We start from the raw sequence: 20,253 nt of genomic DNA on the forward strand, positions 1-20,253 counted from the left end.
TCCTGTTTTTAAAAAAACGGGGAAACCCCCGTTTTGGTATCTGCGGCCGAAAAAGAAGCGGGATGGTGAAAAATCGGAATTCCCTTTTTCCTTTCGCATTTAATGAATATCTTTGCGATATGAGTGTTATCAGATTGACAAAGGAGTTTTCGTTCGAGGCGGCACACGCCCTGGACGGCTACGACGGGCCGTGCCGCGAGATACACGGCCATTCCTACCGGTTGTTCGTCACCGTGAAAGGCCGCCCCGAGGCCGGCGACCGCGACCCCAAATGCGGCATGGTGATGGACTTCGGCATTCTGAAACGCATTGTCAACGAGGAGGTCGTATCGCGTTTCGACCATGCGCTCGTGCTGCGGGCGTCGCGGCGGAACGCGCCCCTGCGGGCCCAGCTCGCGGAACGTTTCGCCAACATCGTTGCCGTCGACTACCAGCCGACCTGCGAGAATATGCTCGGCGACTTTGCCGGACGCATTGCGCGCCGCCTGCCTGCGGGTGTGGAGCTGTATTCGCTCAAACTGCACGAAACCGCGACATCGTTCGCCGAATGGTTCGCCGAAGATAATTTATAAATAGAAACTCATTGGGAATGTCGCATGCGGCCGGCCCGTTTCCCCGGGAGGGGGTGGGCCGAACCTGCGGACACGGCACAACGCCGTGGGTTCCGCATATGCCGGCATGGTGACCGTGACTATACTGACGCAACATCATAATTTATGAAAAAACTATTCCTTGTCGACGCTTATGCGTTGATATTCAAGTACTACTATGCCTTTTTGGGCCGTCCGATGCGCAACCGCGCCGGAATGAACACCTCCGTGGTGTTCGGTTTCGTGAAATTCCTGCGTGACATCCAGAAACGCGAACGGCCCGACCTGCTGGGTGTGGCGTTCGATCCCAAGGGCGGCAGTTTCCGCCGCGAGATTTTCCCCGAATACAAGGCCAACCGTGCCGAAACTCCCGAGGATATCCTCCTGTCGGTGCCCTATGTCAAGCGGGTGCTCGAGGCGATGTGCATCCCGATTCTCGAAGTCGAGGGGTACGAGGCCGACGACGTGATCGGCACGTTGTCGCAGAAGGGCGTTGCAGCCGGATACGAGGTTTTCATGGTGACCCCGGACAAGGACTACGGCCAGCTTGTGCGTGACAACTGCAAGATTTACAAGCAGAAAGGCGCCGAGGGAAGCATCGAAATCGTCGACCGGAACGCAATCCGCGAGAAATACGGTATCGACGACCCCTGCCTGGTGCGCGACATCCTCGCGCTGTGGGGCGATGCCTCGGACAATATTCCCGGCGTCCCGGGCATCGGCGAGAAAAGCGCCTGCAAACTCGTGCAGGAGTGGGGAACGGTGGAGAATATCCTCGACAACGTTGCGAAAATCAAAGGCAGGCAGGGCGAAAAGATCGCCGAATGGGGCGACAAGCTGCGCCTCGCCAAAACGCTGACCACCATATGCCTCGACGTACCGATTCCGTTCCGCGAGGAGGACCTCACGGTCTGCGAACCGCATATCGACGAGCTCAAGGCCGTCTTTGCCGAACTGGATTTCAAGGCGTTCATGAACGACCTCACCAACCTCGCTCCGCCCGAGGCCCTGCCCGAGGGGCCCCGGCAGGAGGCGCAGACGCAGCTCGCGGAGATGGCCCGCGCCAAATCCGCAGCCGCCAGGCGGGCGGCACTGGTCGGCCAGGGCAACCTGTTCGGCGATCCGGTCGTCGACATGCCTGCGGCCGTTCCCGCCGCCGAATTGCAGGCCGAAGCCGAGGCGATGCAGTTCCAAACGGCACAGACCACGCCCCACGACTACCGGTTGGTGGAAAACGCCGCGCAGTTGCGCGAAGTGGTCGCCGAGGTCGGGAAATACGCCGAGTTCTGTTTCGACACCGAAACCACGGGCTTCGACATCTTCAACGACCGTATCGTAGGCCTGTCGCTGGCCGTAAAGCCTTTCGAAGCGTGGTACATCCCTTTCAAAGAGGAGGATACGGCGGAGTATACCGAAATCGTGCGGCCGTTGTTCGAAGACGACCGGATTGCCAAAATCGGACAGAACATCAAATTCGACCTGATGGTTCTGCGGCGGCTGGGGCTCGAAATCCGGGGCCGCAAGTACGATACGATGATTCTGCACTACCTGCTCGATCCCGAATCGCGCCACAACATGAACGCCCTGTCGGAGAAATACCTCAACTACAGGCCGATTGAAATCGAAACGCTCATCGGCAAGGGTTCCAAACAGCTGACGATGGATTTGGTGAATGTCGAGCGGGTCAAGGAGTATGCCGCCGAGGATGCCGACGTCACCCTGCGGCTCAAGCACGCGCTCTATCCGATGGTCGAGCAGATCGGCCTGCAGCATCTCTATTCCGAGGTCGAGGAGCCGATGATCGCCGTGCTGGCCGACATCGAAATGGCTGGCGTGCGGATCGATTCCGAAGCGCTGGCCGAATACTCCGTCGAGTTGAGCCGCAAACTGGCCGGGCTCGAGGCCGCAATCCGCGAGGAGGCCGGCGAGGCGTCGCTCAACATCAATTCCGCGCGCCAGCTGGGCGAGGTGCTCTTCGGGAAAATGCGTATCGCCGAGAAACCCAAGATGACCAAAACCAAACAGTTCTGCACCGACGAGGACTATTTGCAGTCGTTTGCCCACAAGCACCGCATCGTCGACCTTATTCTCGAATACCGGGGCGTCAAGAAACTCCTTTCGACCTATGTCGAGGCGCTTCCCCAGCTGGTCAACCGCACCACGGGACGCATTCATACGTCGTTCAACCAGGCTGTTACCGCTACGGGACGCCTTTCGTCGACGAACCCCAACCTGCAGAACATTCCCGTGCGCGAGCAGATGGGACGCCGCATCCGCCGGGCATTCATCCCTTCGGACGACGACCACCTGCTGCTATCGGCCGACTACAGCCAGGTCGAACTGCGCCTGATGGCCCACCTTTCGGGCGACGAGTCGCTGATTGCGGCCTTCGCCCACGGCGAGGATATCCACGCCGCGACGGCCGCCCGGCTTTTCAACAAGCCCCTGGGCGAGGTGACTTCCGAGGAGCGCCGCCGCGCCAAAACGGCCAACTTCGGCATCATCTACGGCATTTCGGCGTTCGGTTTGAGCCAGCGGCTCGAAATCCCCCGCAAGGAGGCCAAGGATATTATCGACGGTTATTTCGAATCCTACCCCAAGGTCAAGGAGTATATGGACAACGTGGTGGTAAAGGCCAAGGAGGAGGGCTTCGTTTCGACGATTTTCGGCCGCCGCCGCTACCTCAACGACATCTCCTCGCACAATGCCATCGCCCGCGGCCTTGCCGAGCGCAATGCCGTGAACGCCCCGATTCAGGGCTCGGCCGCCGACATCATGAAAATTGCCATGATAAACGTCCACCGCCGTTTCGCCGCCGAAGGCATCCGTTCGAAGGTGATTCTGCAGGTGCACGACGAACTGGTCGTCGACATGCTCCGCTCCGAGCAGGAACGCGTCGCGGCCATCGTCACCGAGTGCATGGAGGCAGCGGCCGCCCTCAAGGTGCGCCTGGTGGTCGACTACGGCGTGGGCGACAATTGGCTCGAAGCGCATTGATTGCGCCTGCCTGCCCGATTTCCCCTGCGGCGCGCTGTCCTGCGGGTGTTCCGGCAGCGTCCGTGCGGCGTGAAATGCTGAATAGAAAAATGTGTCTCCGGGCTTTCAGGCCCGGATTCCGGAATAAATGAATTGCTTATGATCGAACCCGTTTACCAACCGGCCCCGTCGCGTTACGACAGCGGCATGGTTTACCGGCGTGCAGGACGCAGCGGCGTGCTGTTGCCCGCTTTTTCACTCGGCCTGTGGCATAATTTCGGCAGCAGGCAATCCTTTTCGAATGTCCGGCAGATGGCCCATTACGCTTTCGACCGGGGCATCGTCCATTTCGATTTGGCCAACAACTACGGCCCCGCCTACGGTACGGCCGAGGAGAACTTCGGCCGGCTCATGGAGAGCTCGTTCCGCCCCTACCGCGACGAACTGTTCATCTCGACCAAGGCGGGCTACGACATGTGGCCGGGGCCCTACGGCGACTGGGGCTCGCGCAAATACCTCATGGCAAGCCTCGACCAGAGCCTCCGGCGCATGAAACTCGACTATGTCGACATTTTCTATTCGCACCGCTACGATTCCGAAACGCCGCTCGAAGAGACGCTTCAGGCTTTGGTCGATATCGTTCGGGCGGGCAAGGCGCTCTACGTCGGGCTGTCGCGCTACCCGCTCGCTGCGGCGCGTTTCGCGTTCCGCTACCTGGCCGAGCGCGACGTGCCCTGCCTGCTTTTCCAGGACAGGTACAACATCTTCGACCGCGAACCCGAAACGTCGGGTCTGCTGACGCTGTCCGCCGAAGCGGGGTCGGGTTTCGTGGCCTTTTCGCCGCTGGCACAGGGGCTGCTGACCGACCGCTACCTCAACGGTATTCCGGAGAATTCGCGCATGGCGGCCGGCGGCTCGCTGCGCCGGGATGCGCTGACGGATGCCGCACTGGAGCGCATCCGCGGCCTGAACGATATAGCCCGGCAGCGCGGCCAGACGCTGGCCGAAATGGCGTTGGCGTGGCTGCTGCGCGACACACGCGTCACATCGGTCATTATCGGGGCCAGCTCCGTGGCCCAGATCGAGGACAACCTGCGTGCTTTGGATCATGCGTCCTTTTCCGACGACGAACTGGCGAAAATCGAAGCCCTGTCGCGGGAATAGCAATCTCCACGGATCAGAAGAGCCGCAGTCCCGAAGGACTGCGGCTCTCGTGTTTCCGGCTTTCCGTTATTTTAGCAACCGGTAGGTTCCGTCGGAAAAGTCGATTCTGTCGAGTGTCAGCGTGCGCGGATCGTCGTAGATACGCCGCACCGCAGCGGCGGAATCCAGCTCGCCGCTTTTCTGGCTGTTGATGAAATACCCCCAGACCATGAACCACGCCCAGTCGGGCTGGTTGTGATAGCTTTCCGGTTCGGGCAGCTGCCCCACTTCGCCCAGGGCGATCAGTTTCCCGCCGGCCAGGGCTTTCAGCTCGTCGTGGTGCGACTGTTTGTAATCGCGGTGGTAGACGTCCGCCGCCAGTATGTCGACATACTCCGAACCGGGGTAGTAATCGGCATAGGGGCCGGCTTCGTCACCCTCCTTGTCCCGCGGGGCATTCGTGTTCCACACCCAGAGCAGGTTGTCGAGCCCGTGCACACGGGTCAGGTAATCGTAGGTCATAATCCACAACTTCTTGAACCCGTTTTCGCCGGGTTTGGCGCACCACCAGAACCAGACGCCGTTCATTTCGTGGTAGGGGCGCCAGAGGATCGGAATCCGGGCGTCGCGCAGCTGCTTGAGATAGGGAATGATAGTGTTCATCTGCGCCTTCCATTGCAGGTTGAGGCGTGTGCCGTCGGTGGTCAGCTCCTCCCAGACCCGTTGCGGGGGACGGTTTTTCCATGTCCAGATCGACGAGCCGTTGCAGTCGTTGCACTCCGCAGGGAAGCAGCAGTGCCACATCAGGGTGATGATTCTGCCTTCGGCGTGGCGGGCCTTGATTTCTTCGACGAGTCCCTGCCGCAGCTCTTCGGTCGATTTGTTGTTGGGAAGGCATTCGCCCCAGGGCGAGGTGAGGTTCATCGGGCCGCAGTGGTGGTAGTCGCGGACGTTGCCGCCCTGTGCATTGAAACTGAAATCGCTTCCCCACACCACGGGGCGCTTGCCCGTCATTGCGAAAACGACACTGTCGTAACGGCCGGGGTCGCTGATGAAATTATGCTGCCCGGCGAGGGTATACCGGCCGCGGACGGAATAGAGGAATTCGAGCAGCTGGCGCGCTTGCTGCGATGCGTCGGGGTTGACCGGGGCGATTTTCGGGTTATCGGAGATACATCCGCCCAGCAGGGATGCCGCCATAAAGGACACGAGTATTCGTAGCATGGACCTTTATTTTACGGTTACGCCCTTGGGCATGCGGTACATGTCGGGCAGGTCGTTTTCGAAAACAGTCCACGGGTCGTCGTAGAAGAGCTTGAAATCGGCCGCCGTCGAATCGGAAGGATAAGGCCCGTAGGCGTGGCGGGGATTGTCGTTGCGCCATGCCACGACCATGCAGCAGGGCCGGTTCCGGAGCATGGGCAGTACGTCGTGCGTCCAGTAGTCGGCGTTGTGGTTGTTTTCCAGCCCGGTTTCGGTCACACCGACGGGCTTGTGTACACGCTTCGACACCTCGGCGAGGGCTTTTACGTTCGATTCGAATGCCTTGCGGTTGCGTCCGTGGTAGCAGTCGATACCCACCAGGTCGACCCATTCGTCTCCCGGCCAGCGGAAAAGTATGCGCCCCACGGGATCGTCGTATACCTCGTCCATTTGCGGGGAAATGGCATAGATTACGTTGTGGATGCCTTTCGTGTCGCGCAGGTAGCTGACGATAAAGCGCCAGAAGGCGATGAATTCGGAGTCGGTCGTGGCCGAGCGGCCCCACCAGTTCCAGGTCTGGGTGTGCTCGTGCAGCGGACGGAAGATCACCGGGATGGGGCGGCCGTCGTCGTCGACCATTTTCTTCAATGCTTCGGCGACATCGTCCAGACGGGCTTTGTACTTGACGTTCATCGGTGAGCCTTCGGTAAGTATCCGGTCCACGACCTTGGTGTTGTCCCAGGCCGTGCCGTCGGGATATTTTTTCCCGGGGCCTTCGGTGAGGGGATTGTTCTGGTGCCATACCAGCATGCTGATGCCGCCGCGTTTGTGGGCTTTGCGGAGGAGTTCGATTTTCTGGTCGTTGATGCCTGCCATGTCGAGGCTGTAGACAGCCGGATGCGAGCCGACGATGTCTTTCACGTCCGAGCGATCCGGGTCGCCCCGCCACCCGATGCCGTAGGAGGGGTAGTCGTGGTGGCCGAACATCACGCCGCGGAATCCGATGCACCAGAGGTTGGCGTAAAGCGCTTTGGTTTCCGGCGTCGCCTGGGGGTCGACCATTTTCAGGACGGTTTTTTCCGGCGCTTTCAGGCGTTTGCCGCCTGCGAAGGCCGCCCCGCAGAGCGGGAGCAGGAGCAGGCAAATAAGCAGTCGTTTCATTTCTGTGGGTTTAGGTTGTTTTTATTTGAAGATGCGCTGTGCGAAATCATGCAGCTGAAGTCGCCAGAACTGCCATTCGTGGCCCCAGGGGCCGTCGTGGAATTCGTAGTGTATGCCGCGGCGGCGAAGTTCGCCGGCGGTGTCGAGGTGTCCCTGGTAGCGCGGGTCTTTCGTTCCGCAGGAAATCCACAACAGTTCCAGTTCGCGGTTGATGCGTTCCGGATCGCCGAGCACGCCGGGCGCATAGCGTTCGTAATCGAACCGCCCGTCACTGAGTATGCCGGCACTGAACTGTCCGATGGCGCAGAACCGATCGAGGTTGCGCAGCCCGATTACATAAGCCTGGCCGCCGCCCATCGACAGTCCGGCAATGGCGCGGTGCCGTTTGTCGGTATAGACCCGGTAGCGCCTTTCGATCAGGGGGATAACGTCCTCCAGCAACTCTTTTTCCAATGTCGCGATGCCTTCGGGTGTGCTGCCTCCGGCCCAGGAGCCGTCAATCAGGCCGTTGGTCATCACGACGTACATCGGGACGGCCTTGTTTTCGGCAATCAGGTTGTCGAGTATCGTTGCGGCGCGTCCGTCCGTAATCCAACTGCTTTCGTTGTCCCCGCCTCCGTGGCGCAGGTAGAGCACCGGGAATTTTTGCCGGGGATGCCTGACGGCTGCTTCCGGGACGTAAACCCGCAATGTCCGCATACGGCCCAGAGGGGTAGAGCGGTAATTCAGGGTGTGTATTTCGCCGGCGGGACGGTATGCTTCGTCGAAACGGCGGTTTTTCGTGCCGCGAACCTCCACGACGCTGCCGTAAACCGTGGTTCCGGCCTTGACTGCGGGGTTTTCGGGGTCGATGGTTTCGAAGCCGTCGATACGGAATTTATATTGGTAGATGCATGGCTGCAGGGGGCCGACCGTGACGCTCCACACTCCGCTGCTGTCGCGTTGCATGGGGGTGTCGGATACCTCCCACTCTCCCAAAAGCAGTGTGACCTCGTGTGCGCGGGGTGCCCGCAACCGGAATGTGACCGAGCTGTCGTCGTGTACGGCGGGTGAGAAAGGCGGGTCGGCCGGTTTCCACCAGCCTTCGGTCGAGAAGGGATTCTTTTCCTGTGCCTGCCCGGGGAGTCCGGCCAGCAGCAGCGCCGCCGCTGCAAGCCATTTCGCTATTCGTCCCATACGAAAGTGCCGGCTGCTCCCGGTTCGAGTTCGAGTTCTGCGAAACGTCCGTTATACTGGATGCGGATACTGCGCTGCGACCATGAGTCGTTGGCTGCGACGAGTACGATTCGTCCGTCGGGGGTGCGGAATGCCACATTGGCTGCCACTGCGGCGCGTTCGGCGACGTTCGTGCGGAATACATCGGGACGCTGTTCGTCCTCGCAGATGGAGACGCTCCTGTCGCAGGGGGCGGTCGAGGCGATGCGCACGGAGCCCGGGCGCACGAATTTCGATGCGTGGGCGATGACGTAGTAAGCCAGGTTGCGCGATACCGAATCCTTATCGATGGTCAGCGCGCCCTGGCACATCGAGCAGCCGCCGTTGTCCGTGTGCGGGTCGTTGAGGGGATCGGCCGCGAGGTTCCACAGCACCACGTTGCGGCTCCAGTTGCGCATGATGCCGACGATGAGCCGTTCGACGGCCGGGGCGATTGCGATTTGCCGTTGTCCGGGGCGTTCGGTGGTCATCTGTTCGGTGAAGTAAATCTCCTTGTCCGGACGCGCTTCGTGGACGTAGCTCATGGCGCTCAGGTCGCCGCGATAGTGGTGGAAAGCAGCTCCCGTGACGTATTTCGCGGCCTCCGGGTCGTTGTATACGGCCAGTGCATAGTCCGGGCGGTCGCAGTTGTGGTCGAAGACGACGATGTCGGTCGACAGCCCGGCCTCCCGGAATTTGGGCCCCAGGTGGTTCTTGATGAAATCGGCCTGTTCGCAGGCGAACCAGTACATGCTGGGGGTATTGCGCGAATTGAGGGGTTCGTTCTGCACGGTGACGGCGTCGATGTCGATGCCGTGCTCGCGCATCGCCTCCACGTAACGGACGAAATAGTCGGCATAGACTCCGTAACACTCCTTGCGAAGCTGTCCGCCGCGCACGTCGGCATTGGTTTTCATCCATGCCGGCGCCGACCAGGGCGAGGAAAGTATCTGGATGTCGGAGTTGATGGCCAGTATCTCGCGCATGATCGGAACCACGTCGTGGAGGTCTTGTGCCAATGAGAATTGTTTGAGTTTGAAATCTTCCTTGCCGGCGGGCATGTCATCGTAGGAAAAGACGAAGCTGTTGAGGTCCGAGGCGCCGAGTGTCAGCCGGATACAGCTTATGCCGATGCCTTGCTGCGGGTCGAAGAGCTCTTTCAGGACCGCTTTGCGGGCTTCGGGCGACATCTTCATCAGGTGTTCGGCGCTGCCGCCCGTGAGGGCGTAGCCGAAGCCGTCGATTCGCTGGTAGGCCTGCCGTGGGTCGATTACGATGTAGTTTCTGTTTTCCTGTCGTCGGGTCGAAAATTCGGCGGCATGCTCCTGCTGGGCGAAAAGCTCCGAGCGGTCGGGGCGGGTGATGTATGAGCGGATGGTCTGTGCCGCGGCCGGGACGGCAAGTCCGGCGGCGAGGGATAGGGTCAGGAGTTTTTTTAGCATGATTCGCGTGGTTTAGTCGTTAAAGGCGTTGCGGGCCGTGCGGTCGGGGTCTTCGGCCGTCCTGCATTTCGAGTCGAGGATTATCAGTTCACCCCGTTGGGGCGTGTAGCGGGGCCAGCGGGGCAGGGCGCGGCAATTGGGGTCGCCCGTGCGCATGAATTGCAGCAGGGCGTCGGCCATTTTGCGGGAGAGTTTGCGGGTGGCGCTGCCGCCGCCCGTATGTGTGATCATGCGGTCGGTGTTGAGTAACCAGAATCCGATATCGATGCAATGGAAAGCCCGGTGTCGTCCGTTGAAAAGCGGCGATTCCCAGCCGAACCACGCCATGTAGACCGGCGACTGCTGGTTGCATTTGGCGTTGGCCGTCCGGACTATGCCCTGTCGGTTCGAGGCAATCATCGCCCAGATTTCGATGGGGCGGCAGTCCGGGAAGGCTTCGGCATATGTGCGGACAATCTTCGCGGTGCGTGCTCCGTATCGGGGCGTGAGCCGCTCTATGACCTGCTCGAAGGAGATGCTTTCCAGTTCCGGGTTGTCCCGGTCGGGGTTCCATTCATGGAACGTCGAGCAGAGCAGCATCGGGACGTCCGAGCCCGTCGTGCGGTTTTCCCCTTCGAAGAAGGTGCCCTTCGGGATGTCTATCCCGTCGGCCACGGGGGCGAATCCGCTTCGGGAGCCCGGGTCTTCGGCCGCCATCCGCTGCTGCGCCCGGTTGGCTAATTCCAGGTATTGCTCCCAGGGCACCGACTGGAGCGAGTCCACCTGCGAAGCATCCAGCCCGGCTTCGCGCAGGATCGCATTGCCCAGCCGTTGGGCATAGCCGGAGTTGTTGGCTTTTACTGAATTGCCGCTCAAGGCCACTGCTTTGTGGAACAACCCTTTGGCTGCGGGCATGGCACACAGCAGGCAGACCTTCGAGCCGCCGCCGGACTGGCCCATGATGGTGACGTTCGAAGGGTCGCCGCCGAAGTTCGCGACATTGTCCTGTATCCATTTCAAAGCCGCTACGATGTCGAGCATCCCGGCGTTGCCCGAGTGGCGGTACTTTTCACCGCCGGCGCCGGCCAGGTCGGAGAATCCCAACGCTCCGAGGCGGTGGTTTACCGAGCAGAAGACGATGTCGCCGTAACGGGCGATATTCTCTCCGTCGTAGCTGTCCTGTTCGATGCCGTTACCCTGCGTGAAACCTCCGCCGTGGAGCCATACCAATACCGGACGGCGTTTGCCGTCGGCAATGCCCGGCGTCCAGATGTTGAGCCGCAGGCAGTCTTCGTCCATCAGGTCGTAGTTCCAGTGGTCGACGAACATCGAGTAGGACTCGGGCCGCCGGTCGTAAAAAGGCTGGGGCGACGAAGCCCCGAAAGCCACCGCGGGCCGGATTTCCTGCCATGCGCGCGGCGGTTGCGGCGGCATGAAGCGGTTTTTGCCCCCGGTGTCGTCTCCGTACGGAATGCCGCGGAAGGAGTAGATGCCGTGCAGGAGGAATCCCCGGACGGGGCCGTATTGGGTGGCGGCTTCGGCGATTCCTTCGCCGATGAAGAGTTGCTGCTCGGATGCGGCGGGACGCTTGTTCTTGGCTTGTGCATAAGCTGCTGCGAGCAGGCAGATGCCCGTCGCGAGAACCAGAGTTCTCCGGAAAATGGAAGAGGAAGGGTTCATTTTGGTTAAAATAATATAAGTGGGGCGGCAGAAAAACACAAATGAGTCGCCCGGTTTTCAAAATTACATATTAAGAATACTATTTTATAGTACTATTTTAGTTGAATATAATCTTATTTTGCGGTTTCCGGGTTGCCGAACTGCCTTGTGTCGTTGAAGAATGCGGTTGCATCCGATTCTGAATTAATGAATTATGAATCCATACCCGGTTTTGTATATAATATATATAGGTGTCGGTGAATTTAGTGTTTTTTTGCGGATTGGGAGAATTATTTAATTTTGTAACCGGAACCCACTTAAAAGCTCATTATATGGAAATACTGCGCGAGAGCACACCGCTCACCGACAACGACTGTTTTATGATTTTTTCCCGGAAGAAGAGCTGTTTCGACTTCCCCCTCCATACACACAAGGAGATGGAGCTCAATCTGGTGATTAATGCCGCGGGAGCCTCGCGCGTAATCGGCAACCATGTGGGGACAATCGGGGATATGGAACTGGTGCTGGTGAGCGGCGATACGCCCCACGCCTGGTTTACGGATCGCTGCCAATCGGAGGAAATCCATGAAATAACGCTCCAGTTCAGCCCTGATTTGCTCGACGACAAATTCTTGAACCGCAATCCGATGGGGGCGCTCAAACAGCTTTTCGACGAAGCCCGCCGGGGCGTGCTTTTTTCCCGCGAAACTACCGAACTGCTCGCTCCCCGCATCCGGGAATTGTACGAACAGGGGTCGTCGGGCGGCATGAAACCCGTGCTGGACATGCTGATGATTCTCAACAGCCTCTCCCTGTGCCAGGAGCGCCGCCTGCTTTCGGACGCAACGTTTATCCAGAAGAAAATGAAGTCCCACTCGGCGCGGCTGGAGACGGTTTTCGCGTATATGAACCAGAATTTCAACCGGCAGATTTCCCTCTCCGAAGTAGCGGCTGTGGTCAGCATGTCCGACGTGGCGTTCAGCCGTTTCATCAAGAAAGTCACCGGGCAGAGTTTTGTCGATACGCTGACCGAAATCCGCCTGGGACACGTGGCGCGTATGTTGATTGACACCGATATGACCATCGCTGAAATCGCTTACTGCTGCGGATTTAACAACATGGCCAACTTCAACCGCATTTTCAAACGTAAAAAGGGCATGCCGCCTCATAAGTTCCGGATTCTGTTCATTCCGAAAAAGATTTACGTCTGATACCGGCGGCTCCGAAAATGTTCCGTTAAGGTGCTATATGCATCGGCTTTGGTTAAAAACGTATTAAACGGGCATATGGGTTTTGTATAATTTTGCATTAGTGAATGGTACGACCGTTTTCCGGCGGAATTCGACTGCCGGAGCGGTTCGCAGCCGGACATGGCAAACTAACCTAACAACCAAAACCCTATGCAAAAATCTATCCTTCTTTTTCTGTGTGCCGTGTTGGGAGTTCTTCTTGCCGGATGCTACGAAAACGATTCGTCCGGCCCCGATATGGTCGATCCCTGGTTGCGCGAACGTACGCCGTTGAGCTTCCGTGTGGAGAGTCAGGTCGGAGAAGCAATCATTACCGACGACTGGCGCCACGACGAAACCGGTACGATTCGTTTTCAGCTGGTCACGGGCGGAATAGCCGACATGACCAAAGTCAAACTCGAAGAAATCACCTTGCAATACAATGCGAAGGCCTCGGTTCAGGCTGGTTCGACGATCGATTTGAGTTCGGGTTCCTGCGACATCGTTGTGACGGCCGAAACGGGTGAGACACGAACCTATACGGTTTCCTACGACCCCTTCGTGGAGCCTTTCGAGGGTGTTTACGACATGGATTACGATGTCAACAACCATGACGAATCGCAGTATGAGAACGGCAACGCATTCGCCTTGTGGTTCTTCGGCGGCAGCAACGACGGATGCTACTGCCAGTCGCTGATGTGGAAACACTGGAACTGGAACGGCGGTTACAAGCCGATGGTCGAGGATGACAATGTGTTGACCATCACGCTGACGGGCGTCGATTCGCAGACGGGCGATACCTACGGCACCTGTTACAACGATGCGGGCCCCGACGGCAAATATGCCGATTTCAAATGGAATTCGAACGGGGGCCACGACCTGAAAAAATTCTACCGCTGCATTCCCGAGGGGGAGAGCACGTGGCGGAAAGACGGCAAGACGGGCCTGATTACCTTCACGGCTGCCGACGGCACGGCCCATACGGCGACTTTCTACAGCGAGCCTACGACATTGACCTACGAGCAGAGCGGCAAGTCGTTCTCCTGCCAGATTATGAATCAGGGCCTGGAGTTCCCCGTTGCCGGAACTCCGATGCCGGGCTGGTCGGACTATTCGGATTTCGACAAATACGTGCAGAATCCGCAGAAGTTCGTCGTAAAGATGAAAAAGCGTCAGCAGTAATCCGGGGAGCGCCATGAACCGCCTATTCCTGTTGTTTGCAAAGGCATTCTGCTGTATTGCCCTGTGCTGTCTGGCTCCCGTTTCGTGCGGGGGCGATGACGTCGAAATTCCGCCCGCCCCCACGGTGCCGGGCGGAGGTGACGATAATTCCGACGACGATAAACCGGATCCGAAACCGGATCCCGACCCCGACCCCGATGACCCGACCCGGCTGAAAATCGTCGATTCGCAGGCGACCGAGCAGACCAGGGCTCTCTATTCGAACCTGTGGGCAGTCGCTTCCCGTGGATTCATGTTCGGACACCACGACGATTTGTGGTACGGCCGCTACTGGTATGACGTACCGGGCGGTTCGGACACCAAAGCCGTTTGCGGGGACTACCCTGCTGTCTTCAGCGTCGACCTGGCATCGCTCATGGACAACCGCGCCGGTTATGAGAGCGACCGGAAGGAGAATGCCATCCGCCGGCGTGTGATGCTCGAAGCCTACGAGCGCGGCGAAGTAATCGTCGCCTGCTGCCACCTGAACAATCCGCTCACGGGCGGAGATTCGTGGGACAACAGCAATACGGGCGTCGTACGGGCGATTCTCGATTCGCAGAGCCCCCAGCATACCCTCTACCGGCAATGGCTCGACCGGCTGGCAGACTTTGCACTCAACCTCAAAAGTGCCGACGGAACCCTGGTGCCCTTTATTTTCCGTCCTTATCACGAGCACACCCAGGAGTGGTCCTGGTGGGGCTCGAAATGTACGACCGAACAGGAGTTCATCGACTTCTGGCGGATGACCGTACGCTATCTCCGCGATACCAGGGGAGTGCACAATCTCATCTATGCGATTTCACCCCAGATGGACTCGGAATACTCCGACACCCGGGGCCGCCTGATGTTCCGCTGGCCGGGTGACGACTGGGTCGACTTTATCGGTATGGATTGCTACCACGGGCTCAACACGGCGGCCTTCACCTCCAACCTGAAGGCGTTGACGCAGCTTTCCCGTGAAAAGCTCAAACCCTGCGGCGTCACCGAAACCGGGCAGGAGTCCTTCACCAAAACCGACTACTGGACACAGTGTATCCTCGCTCCGCTGACTACCCAACGTGTTTCGATGGTGGTCATGTGGCGCAACAAGTATGTCTCCGACGAATCCGACAAACACTACTACTCGGTCTATCCGGGGCATGTTTCGGAAGCGGATTTCAAGACCATGTACGACCGTCCTCGCTCCTTGTTCAGCGCCGATCTTCCTGCAATGTACCGGCTGGCCGAGGGTGTCGTCGTCGAATGATATCAAACTGCAAAACCTAAAACAATTTCAATTCTATGGTAAAATTCTTCAAAACGTCCCTGCTGTACGGTTTGCTGATCGTCCTGGGCAGTGCCCTGCCACAATGGGCGGCGGCACAGTCCCGGGTTGTCACCGGAACCGTGAAAGATGAAAATGGGGCCGGGTTGCCGGGAGTTACAATCATCGTGAAAGGTACCGCGAACGGTGCCACGTCGATGGCTGACGGCCGGTATTCGATTAAGGTATCGACCGGAGATGAACTCGAATTTTCATTTATCGGCTATGCATCGCAATCGGTAAAGATTGGTGCGCAAAGTGTGGTGGACATTACCTTGCAGGAGCAGTCGCTCCTTGCCGAAGAGGTGGTGGTCACGGCTTACGCCGTCCAGAAAAAGGTAAATGTCACGGGTTCGATTTCCCAGGTGAAAGGCACGGATCTGGTGGCCACGCCCGTGGCGAACATTTCCAATGCGCTGATCGGCAATACGCCCGGCGTGAGCGGCCTGCAAACCTCGGGCGAGCCGGGGCATAACGCCGCGAACATCCGCATCCGGGGTATCTCGACCTACGGTTCGGCCAGCCCGCTCATCGTCATCGACGGCGTGGAGCAGCCCTCCGAACAGGCCATGTCCGAGCTCAATGCGATGGACGCCAATGAAATCCAGGGTATCAGCGTGCTCAAGGATGCTTCTTCGACGGCCGTTTACGGTATCCGCGGTGCCAACGGTGTGATTATCGTCACTACGCGGCGCGGCAACACGGGAGCCCCGACGGTGAATTTTTCGATGAATTACGGCTTTACGCGGGCTTCGAATTTCCAGAAGGGCACCACCTCCTACGAGTACGCCCTGCTGCGCAACGAAGCCATCCGCAACGACCAGCGCAGCTTCGCCGGCACGGAGAGCCTTTCGACCTACATCTTCGACGATTACGACCTCTGGAAGTTCAAGAACAACCGCGACTATACGCCCGTGGAAGTCGATGCCAAGACGAATCTTTCGGCCGAAAAACGGGAGCTGCTCAAGAAGCAACCCGCACTCTATTATGCCAACCGCGACCTGTATAAGGAGATGTTCGACCGCAGTGCTCCGCAGATGCAGGTCAACCTCAACGTGGCGGGCGGCACGCAGCGCGTAAAGTATTTCGTATCGTTCGGTTATTTCTCGCAGGCCGGTATCACGCGGGACGTGCATTACCATGACGCCAATACGGGGTCGAAGTTCAACCGCTACAATTTCCGTTCGAATTTCGACATCTCGGTGGCCAAGAACTGGAAAATCTCGATTAATACGGCGGGACAGTTCGGCGAAACGCAGGGACTGGGCAGCGGAAGCGACCCTTACGACCTCTCTTCGCGCTACAAAGGCATCATGCAGTATATCTACGAGGGCAACCCCTTCATCTCTCCGGGTATGATCGACGGTCGTCTGGTAGACGGGTTCGCCGGCACGGCGGGTTCCGAGCAGAATCCCCTGGCCGTGAAGACGGGCAGCCAGCTCGGTTCGCAGAACGCTATCGTAAGCCTGCTGACAGCCGGAACGAACAGTATTTTCAACTCGTTGCTCGACAACACCATCAAGTTGGAACATACGATGGACTACCTGCTGAAGGGGCTGCGTATCTACGGCACGGTCAATTACCAGGACAACTACAACCGCATCGTCAAATACAAACCCTCGATTCCGACCTATTCGGTGCAGCGCAATCCCAGTGACCCGACCGTGCTCGATTTCTTCGGCGGCGGCATGGGCGCAGGTTCCTTCGAGTCGTGGGGATACAGCAACTGGAACAAGCTCTACCTCGATGCAGGCATCGACTGGCAGGGAAGCTTCAACGGACATAATGTTTCCGGACTGGTGCTCGCCAAGGCTTCACGCTACACCATGCCGGGCGACTCGTACAACGTGGCTTCGGGCGTCATGGGTTTCGTAGGGCGTGTAACCTACAACTACAAGGATCGTTACATGGCCGAGGTCAACGTCGGTTACAACGGTACCGAGCAGTTTGCCAAGGGACACCGTTTCGGCTGGTTCCCGGCCTATTCGATCGGTTGGGTTCCCACTTCGGAGAAGTTCTTCCCCGAGAACGACATCCTGACGTTCCTGAAAATCCGTGCGTCGTACGGCGAGGTCGGTAACGACCAGTTGGGAGGCAACCGACGTTTCTATTACCTGCCCAATACCTATAACCTCAACCAGGGCGGTTACTGGCTGGGCAACTCCGACGGTTCGTCGCAGAATCCCTATTGGGCCGGTGCTACGGAAGGCGTGATTGGCAATCCCGACATCACCTGGGAGCGCGCCAGGAAATACGACGTGGGTATCGAGGCGCGGTTCTTCCGCAACCGCCTCTCGCTGGTGGCCGACTGGTTCCGCGAAGACCGCCGCAACATCCTCACCACGCTGGGAACCATTCCGATTATCTACGGCGTAAGTTCCGACAAGGTGCCCCCCGTAAACGTCGGTATTACCAAAAACCAGGGTTACGAACTCCTTCTCTCGTGGGAAGACCAGATCGGCAACTGGCGTTATTCGCTCAGCGGCGACGTGAGCTATTCGCGCAACAAGATCGTCTACAAGGCCGAAGCCGAGAATCCCTATCCGTGGATGAACCAGACCGGATTCTCGATCGGACAGCGCTTCGGACTGGTCAGCGACGGTTTCTTCAATACCAATGAGGATCTTGCCAACCGTCCCTACAATACCTATACGGCCAACCGGGCTACACTGGGTGACATCCGCTACAGGGACCTCAACGGCGACGGCCTGATTGACAATAAGGATATCGCACCGATCGGTTATCCCAACTATCCCGAGTATCATTTCAACGTGAAGGCGTCGGTCGGTTGGAAAGGCTTCGATCTGCGCGTGCTCTTCATCGGTACGGCCAACGGCTCCTATTACCTGAACAGCGGCTACACGATGCCGTTCTTCAAACGGGCGGGCAATGCGTGGAAATGGATGTACGACGGCCGTTGGACTGCCGAACGTTATGCCGCCGGCAAGAAGATCACCTTCCCGCGGATGACGTTCGACACGACGAGCAGCGACAACAACTACCAGACGAGCGATTTCTGGATGAAGTCGAGCAATTTCTTCAAAATCAAGAATATCGAATTGGGATACACGTTCGATATGACGCGCGGCCGGTTGGCCCGCAGCCGTATCCGTGCCCTGCGCGTATACTTCAATGCCAACAACGTCTATACGTTCAAGAACGAACTGACGGATATTGGCATCGACCCCGAAACTACCGACGGAAGCACCTATATTTATCCGCTGACGAGCGTTTTCAGCTTCGGTATAAACCTGAAATTCTAATCCGCACCGAACTATGAAAAAGATAATCGTTTCTTTACTGATATCGGCATCGCTGGGCCTTTCCGCCTGCCAGGATACTTTCCTGCAAATGCCGGACACAACCGGAACGGTCGACCTGAACGAGGTTTACGGGTCGGCTAAAAATGCCAAAAGCGCTCTGATGACCTGTTACCGCGAAGCCCTGCTCCACGGCCTTCCCGGCGGTTGGGGCGTCGGTCACGGCACCCTGGGAGCCATCAGCGGCGAGATTTCGCGCGGCTATTCGTGGCACGGAACCTATACGATTTCCCAGTCGGGGCTCGACGTGAACGGAACGGACGGCTCGGATGCCGGCTCCGACCATTTCGGTAACAACTGGTCGTATATCCGCCACTGCTTCACCGTGCGGGAGAACATCGACCGGGTGCCCGACATGAGCGAGCAGGAGAAAAATTACATCAAGGCCGAGGCTACGGCGCTGGTGGCTTACCGTTACATGGGCATGTTCTACCGCTACGGAGGCCTTCCCATCGTTCGCGGTTCGTTCGCCAATCCGGCCGACCCGGGTGTATCCGCCGGCCGGGCATCGCTCCGGGAAACGCTGGAATATATCCTCGAGCTGTGCCAGCGGGCCTACGACGGGCTTCCCGAAGGCGATTGGGGCGCTGCCGATCAGGGGCGGATGACGCGCGGCGCCGTGCTGGCCATCAAGGCCCGTACGCTGCTCTTCGCAGCCCGTCCGCTTTTCAACTCGGCGACTCCCTACTTGAGTGGAGCGCACGACGATTTGGTGTGCTTCGGCTCCAAATCGGACGACCGCTGGCAGAACGCCATCGACGCCAACGAGGCCGTGCTGACCTGGGCTGGCGCCAACAACTACACCCTGCTCAATACCGGCGGCGCCGGTGAGGGCAACCCGAATCCCAAGGCCTTCGAAGATTACGCTACGGCGACTTCGACACCGGCCAACCGGGAGGTGTTGCTGGCCTACAAATGCGACGAAACCGGTCAGTGGACGTGGCCCGGAAGTGCTATCTTCTACTACAACAACTACTCTCCGGTCTGGACGAATAACCGTTGGGATACCGACGTGAGCGGAGTGCTGACCAACTTCCTGAAGCTCTATTACAAAGCCGACGGTTCGGAGTTCACGAACTGGCCCGGCGTGAACGAAGCCGCTCCGCGGGATGCTTCGGAATGGCTCCGGAATATCGAGGAGATCGAGCCGCGCGCCAAGGCCGACAATATGTTCGTGGGCTTCGATGCCTTCAATAACCCGGGCCATTCGAGCTGGTCGGCCAACAACTGGGGCCGCCAGGTGGCGAACGCCGGCAAGAAGACCAATTTCCCGGCCGCCATCGAAGCCGGCAAGGGCTGCGCCGCACCGGTTAAATTTTATTACAGGGCCGGAACGCGTGTCTGGTTCGAATTCCCGCTCTTCCGCCTGGCTGAAACCTACCTCAACCTTGCCGAAGCCTATAACGAGAAGGGCGTTCCCGCCAAGGCGCTCGAAAATCTGAACAAGGTGCATAACCGGGCGGGCCTGCCGAAGATCACCGAAACCGACCAGGCTGCCCTGCGCCGGATTATCCGCCGTGAGCGCGCCCTCGAGCTGTACCGCGAGAACAACCGGTATTTCGATGTCAAGCACTGGAAGGACGAGAATATCGGCGACGGCATTATCGGTGGCGACATGCACGAGCTGCAGTTCAAAATCAAGGAGAGCCATTCGGGTAGTTTCAACCTCGCTTCGGGCCTCGAATCGTACTGGGATGCGGTGGTTTACACCTCTTACTGGAATCCGAAAATGTACCTCGAACCCATTCCGCAGTCGGAGATTAACAAAGGCACGCTGGTGCAGAATCCCGGCTACTAATTCCCGCAGGTTTTTCCGCTAAAAACAAACAC

At 58.5% G+C, this 20,253-nt stretch carries 13 protein-coding genes; 8 read left to right on the forward strand and 5 right to left on the reverse strand.

What is annotated here, in order from left to right:
• Positions 1–119 precede the first annotated feature (119 nt).
• From QZT71_RS01730 to QZT71_RS01740, 3 genes are all read left to right on the forward strand, one after another.
• Positions 120–572 carry a 6-carboxytetrahydropterin synthase gene (locus QZT71_RS01730; protein ID WP_295911512.1) on the forward strand — a complete coding sequence of 151 codons (453 nt, stop codon included), beginning with the start codon at positions 120–122 and terminating at the stop codon, positions 570–572.
• A 144-nt stretch (positions 573–716) separates the two neighbouring features.
• A complete protein-coding gene (gene polA / locus QZT71_RS01735; protein WP_295911514.1) occupies positions 717–3,587 on the forward strand; it encodes a DNA polymerase I in 2,871 nt (956 codons plus the stop codon).
• Between the two features lie 138 nt (positions 3,588–3,725).
• Positions 3,726–4,730, forward strand: a complete 1,005-nt coding sequence (locus QZT71_RS01740; RefSeq protein ID WP_295911516.1) for an aldo/keto reductase — start codon at positions 3,726–3,728, stop codon at positions 4,728–4,730.
• A gap of 66 nt (positions 4,731–4,796) precedes the next feature.
• Here QZT71_RS01740 and QZT71_RS01745 read toward each other — a convergent pair whose 3' ends face one another.
• The 5 genes from QZT71_RS01745 to QZT71_RS01765 are packed head-to-tail and all read right to left on the reverse strand — an operon-like array spanning position 4,797 to position 11,368.
• Complete coding sequence (locus tag QZT71_RS01745) at positions 4,797–5,933, reverse strand: glycosyl hydrolase (RefSeq protein ID WP_295911517.1); 1,137 nt, start codon at positions 5,931–5,933, stop codon at positions 4,797–4,799.
• Positions 5,934–5,939: 6 nt separating this feature from the next.
• Positions 5,940–7,073, reverse strand: coding sequence for a glycoside hydrolase family 26 protein (locus tag QZT71_RS01750; RefSeq protein WP_295911520.1), 1,134 nt, complete (start codon positions 7,071–7,073; stop codon positions 5,940–5,942).
• A 21-nt stretch (positions 7,074–7,094) separates the two neighbouring features.
• A complete protein-coding gene (locus QZT71_RS01755; RefSeq protein WP_295911523.1) occupies positions 7,095–8,249 on the reverse strand; it encodes an esterase in 1,155 nt (384 codons plus the stop codon).
• Positions 8,237–9,709 carry a glycoside hydrolase family 30 beta sandwich domain-containing protein gene (locus QZT71_RS01760; protein ID WP_295911524.1) on the reverse strand — a complete coding sequence of 491 codons (1,473 nt, stop codon included), beginning with the start codon at positions 9,707–9,709 and terminating at the stop codon, positions 8,237–8,239. The genes QZT71_RS01755 and QZT71_RS01760 overlap by 13 nt, the downstream gene beginning before the upstream one ends.
• A gap of 12 nt (positions 9,710–9,721) precedes the next feature.
• Positions 9,722–11,368 (reverse strand): carboxylesterase family protein, encoded by a 1,647-nt coding sequence (locus QZT71_RS01765; protein ID WP_295911527.1) that lies wholly within the window; start codon positions 11,366–11,368, stop codon positions 9,722–9,724.
• A 311-nt stretch (positions 11,369–11,679) separates the two neighbouring features.
• Here QZT71_RS01765 and QZT71_RS01770 point away from each other — a divergent pair, with 311 nt between their 5' ends.
• From QZT71_RS01770 to QZT71_RS01790, 5 genes are all read left to right on the forward strand, one after another.
• Entirely contained in the window at positions 11,680–12,558 is an 879-nt protein-coding gene (locus QZT71_RS01770; protein ID WP_295911530.1) for an AraC family transcriptional regulator, read from the forward strand.
• 189 nt (positions 12,559–12,747) lie between these two features.
• Complete coding sequence (locus tag QZT71_RS01775; protein ID WP_295911533.1) at positions 12,748–13,758, forward strand: hypothetical protein; 1,011 nt, start codon at positions 12,748–12,750, stop codon at positions 13,756–13,758.
• Between the two features lie 13 nt (positions 13,759–13,771).
• On the forward strand, positions 13,772–15,046 hold the full coding sequence (locus QZT71_RS01780) for a glycoside hydrolase family 26 protein (protein WP_295911536.1): 1,275 nt from the start codon (positions 13,772–13,774) through the stop codon (positions 15,044–15,046).
• Positions 15,047–15,081: 35 nt separating this feature from the next.
• Entirely contained in the window at positions 15,082–18,366 is a 3,285-nt protein-coding gene (locus QZT71_RS01785; RefSeq protein WP_295911539.1) for a TonB-dependent receptor, read from the forward strand.
• Positions 18,367–18,379: 13 nt separating this feature from the next.
• Complete coding sequence (locus tag QZT71_RS01790; RefSeq protein ID WP_295911542.1) at positions 18,380–20,221, forward strand: RagB/SusD family nutrient uptake outer membrane protein; 1,842 nt, start codon at positions 18,380–18,382, stop codon at positions 20,219–20,221.
• The last annotated feature ends 32 nt before the right edge of the window (positions 20,222–20,253 follow it).

The sequence above is a fragment of the uncultured Alistipes sp. genome, assembly GCF_902388705.1.
Lineage (GTDB): Bacteria > Bacteroidota > Bacteroidia > Bacteroidales > Rikenellaceae > Alistipes.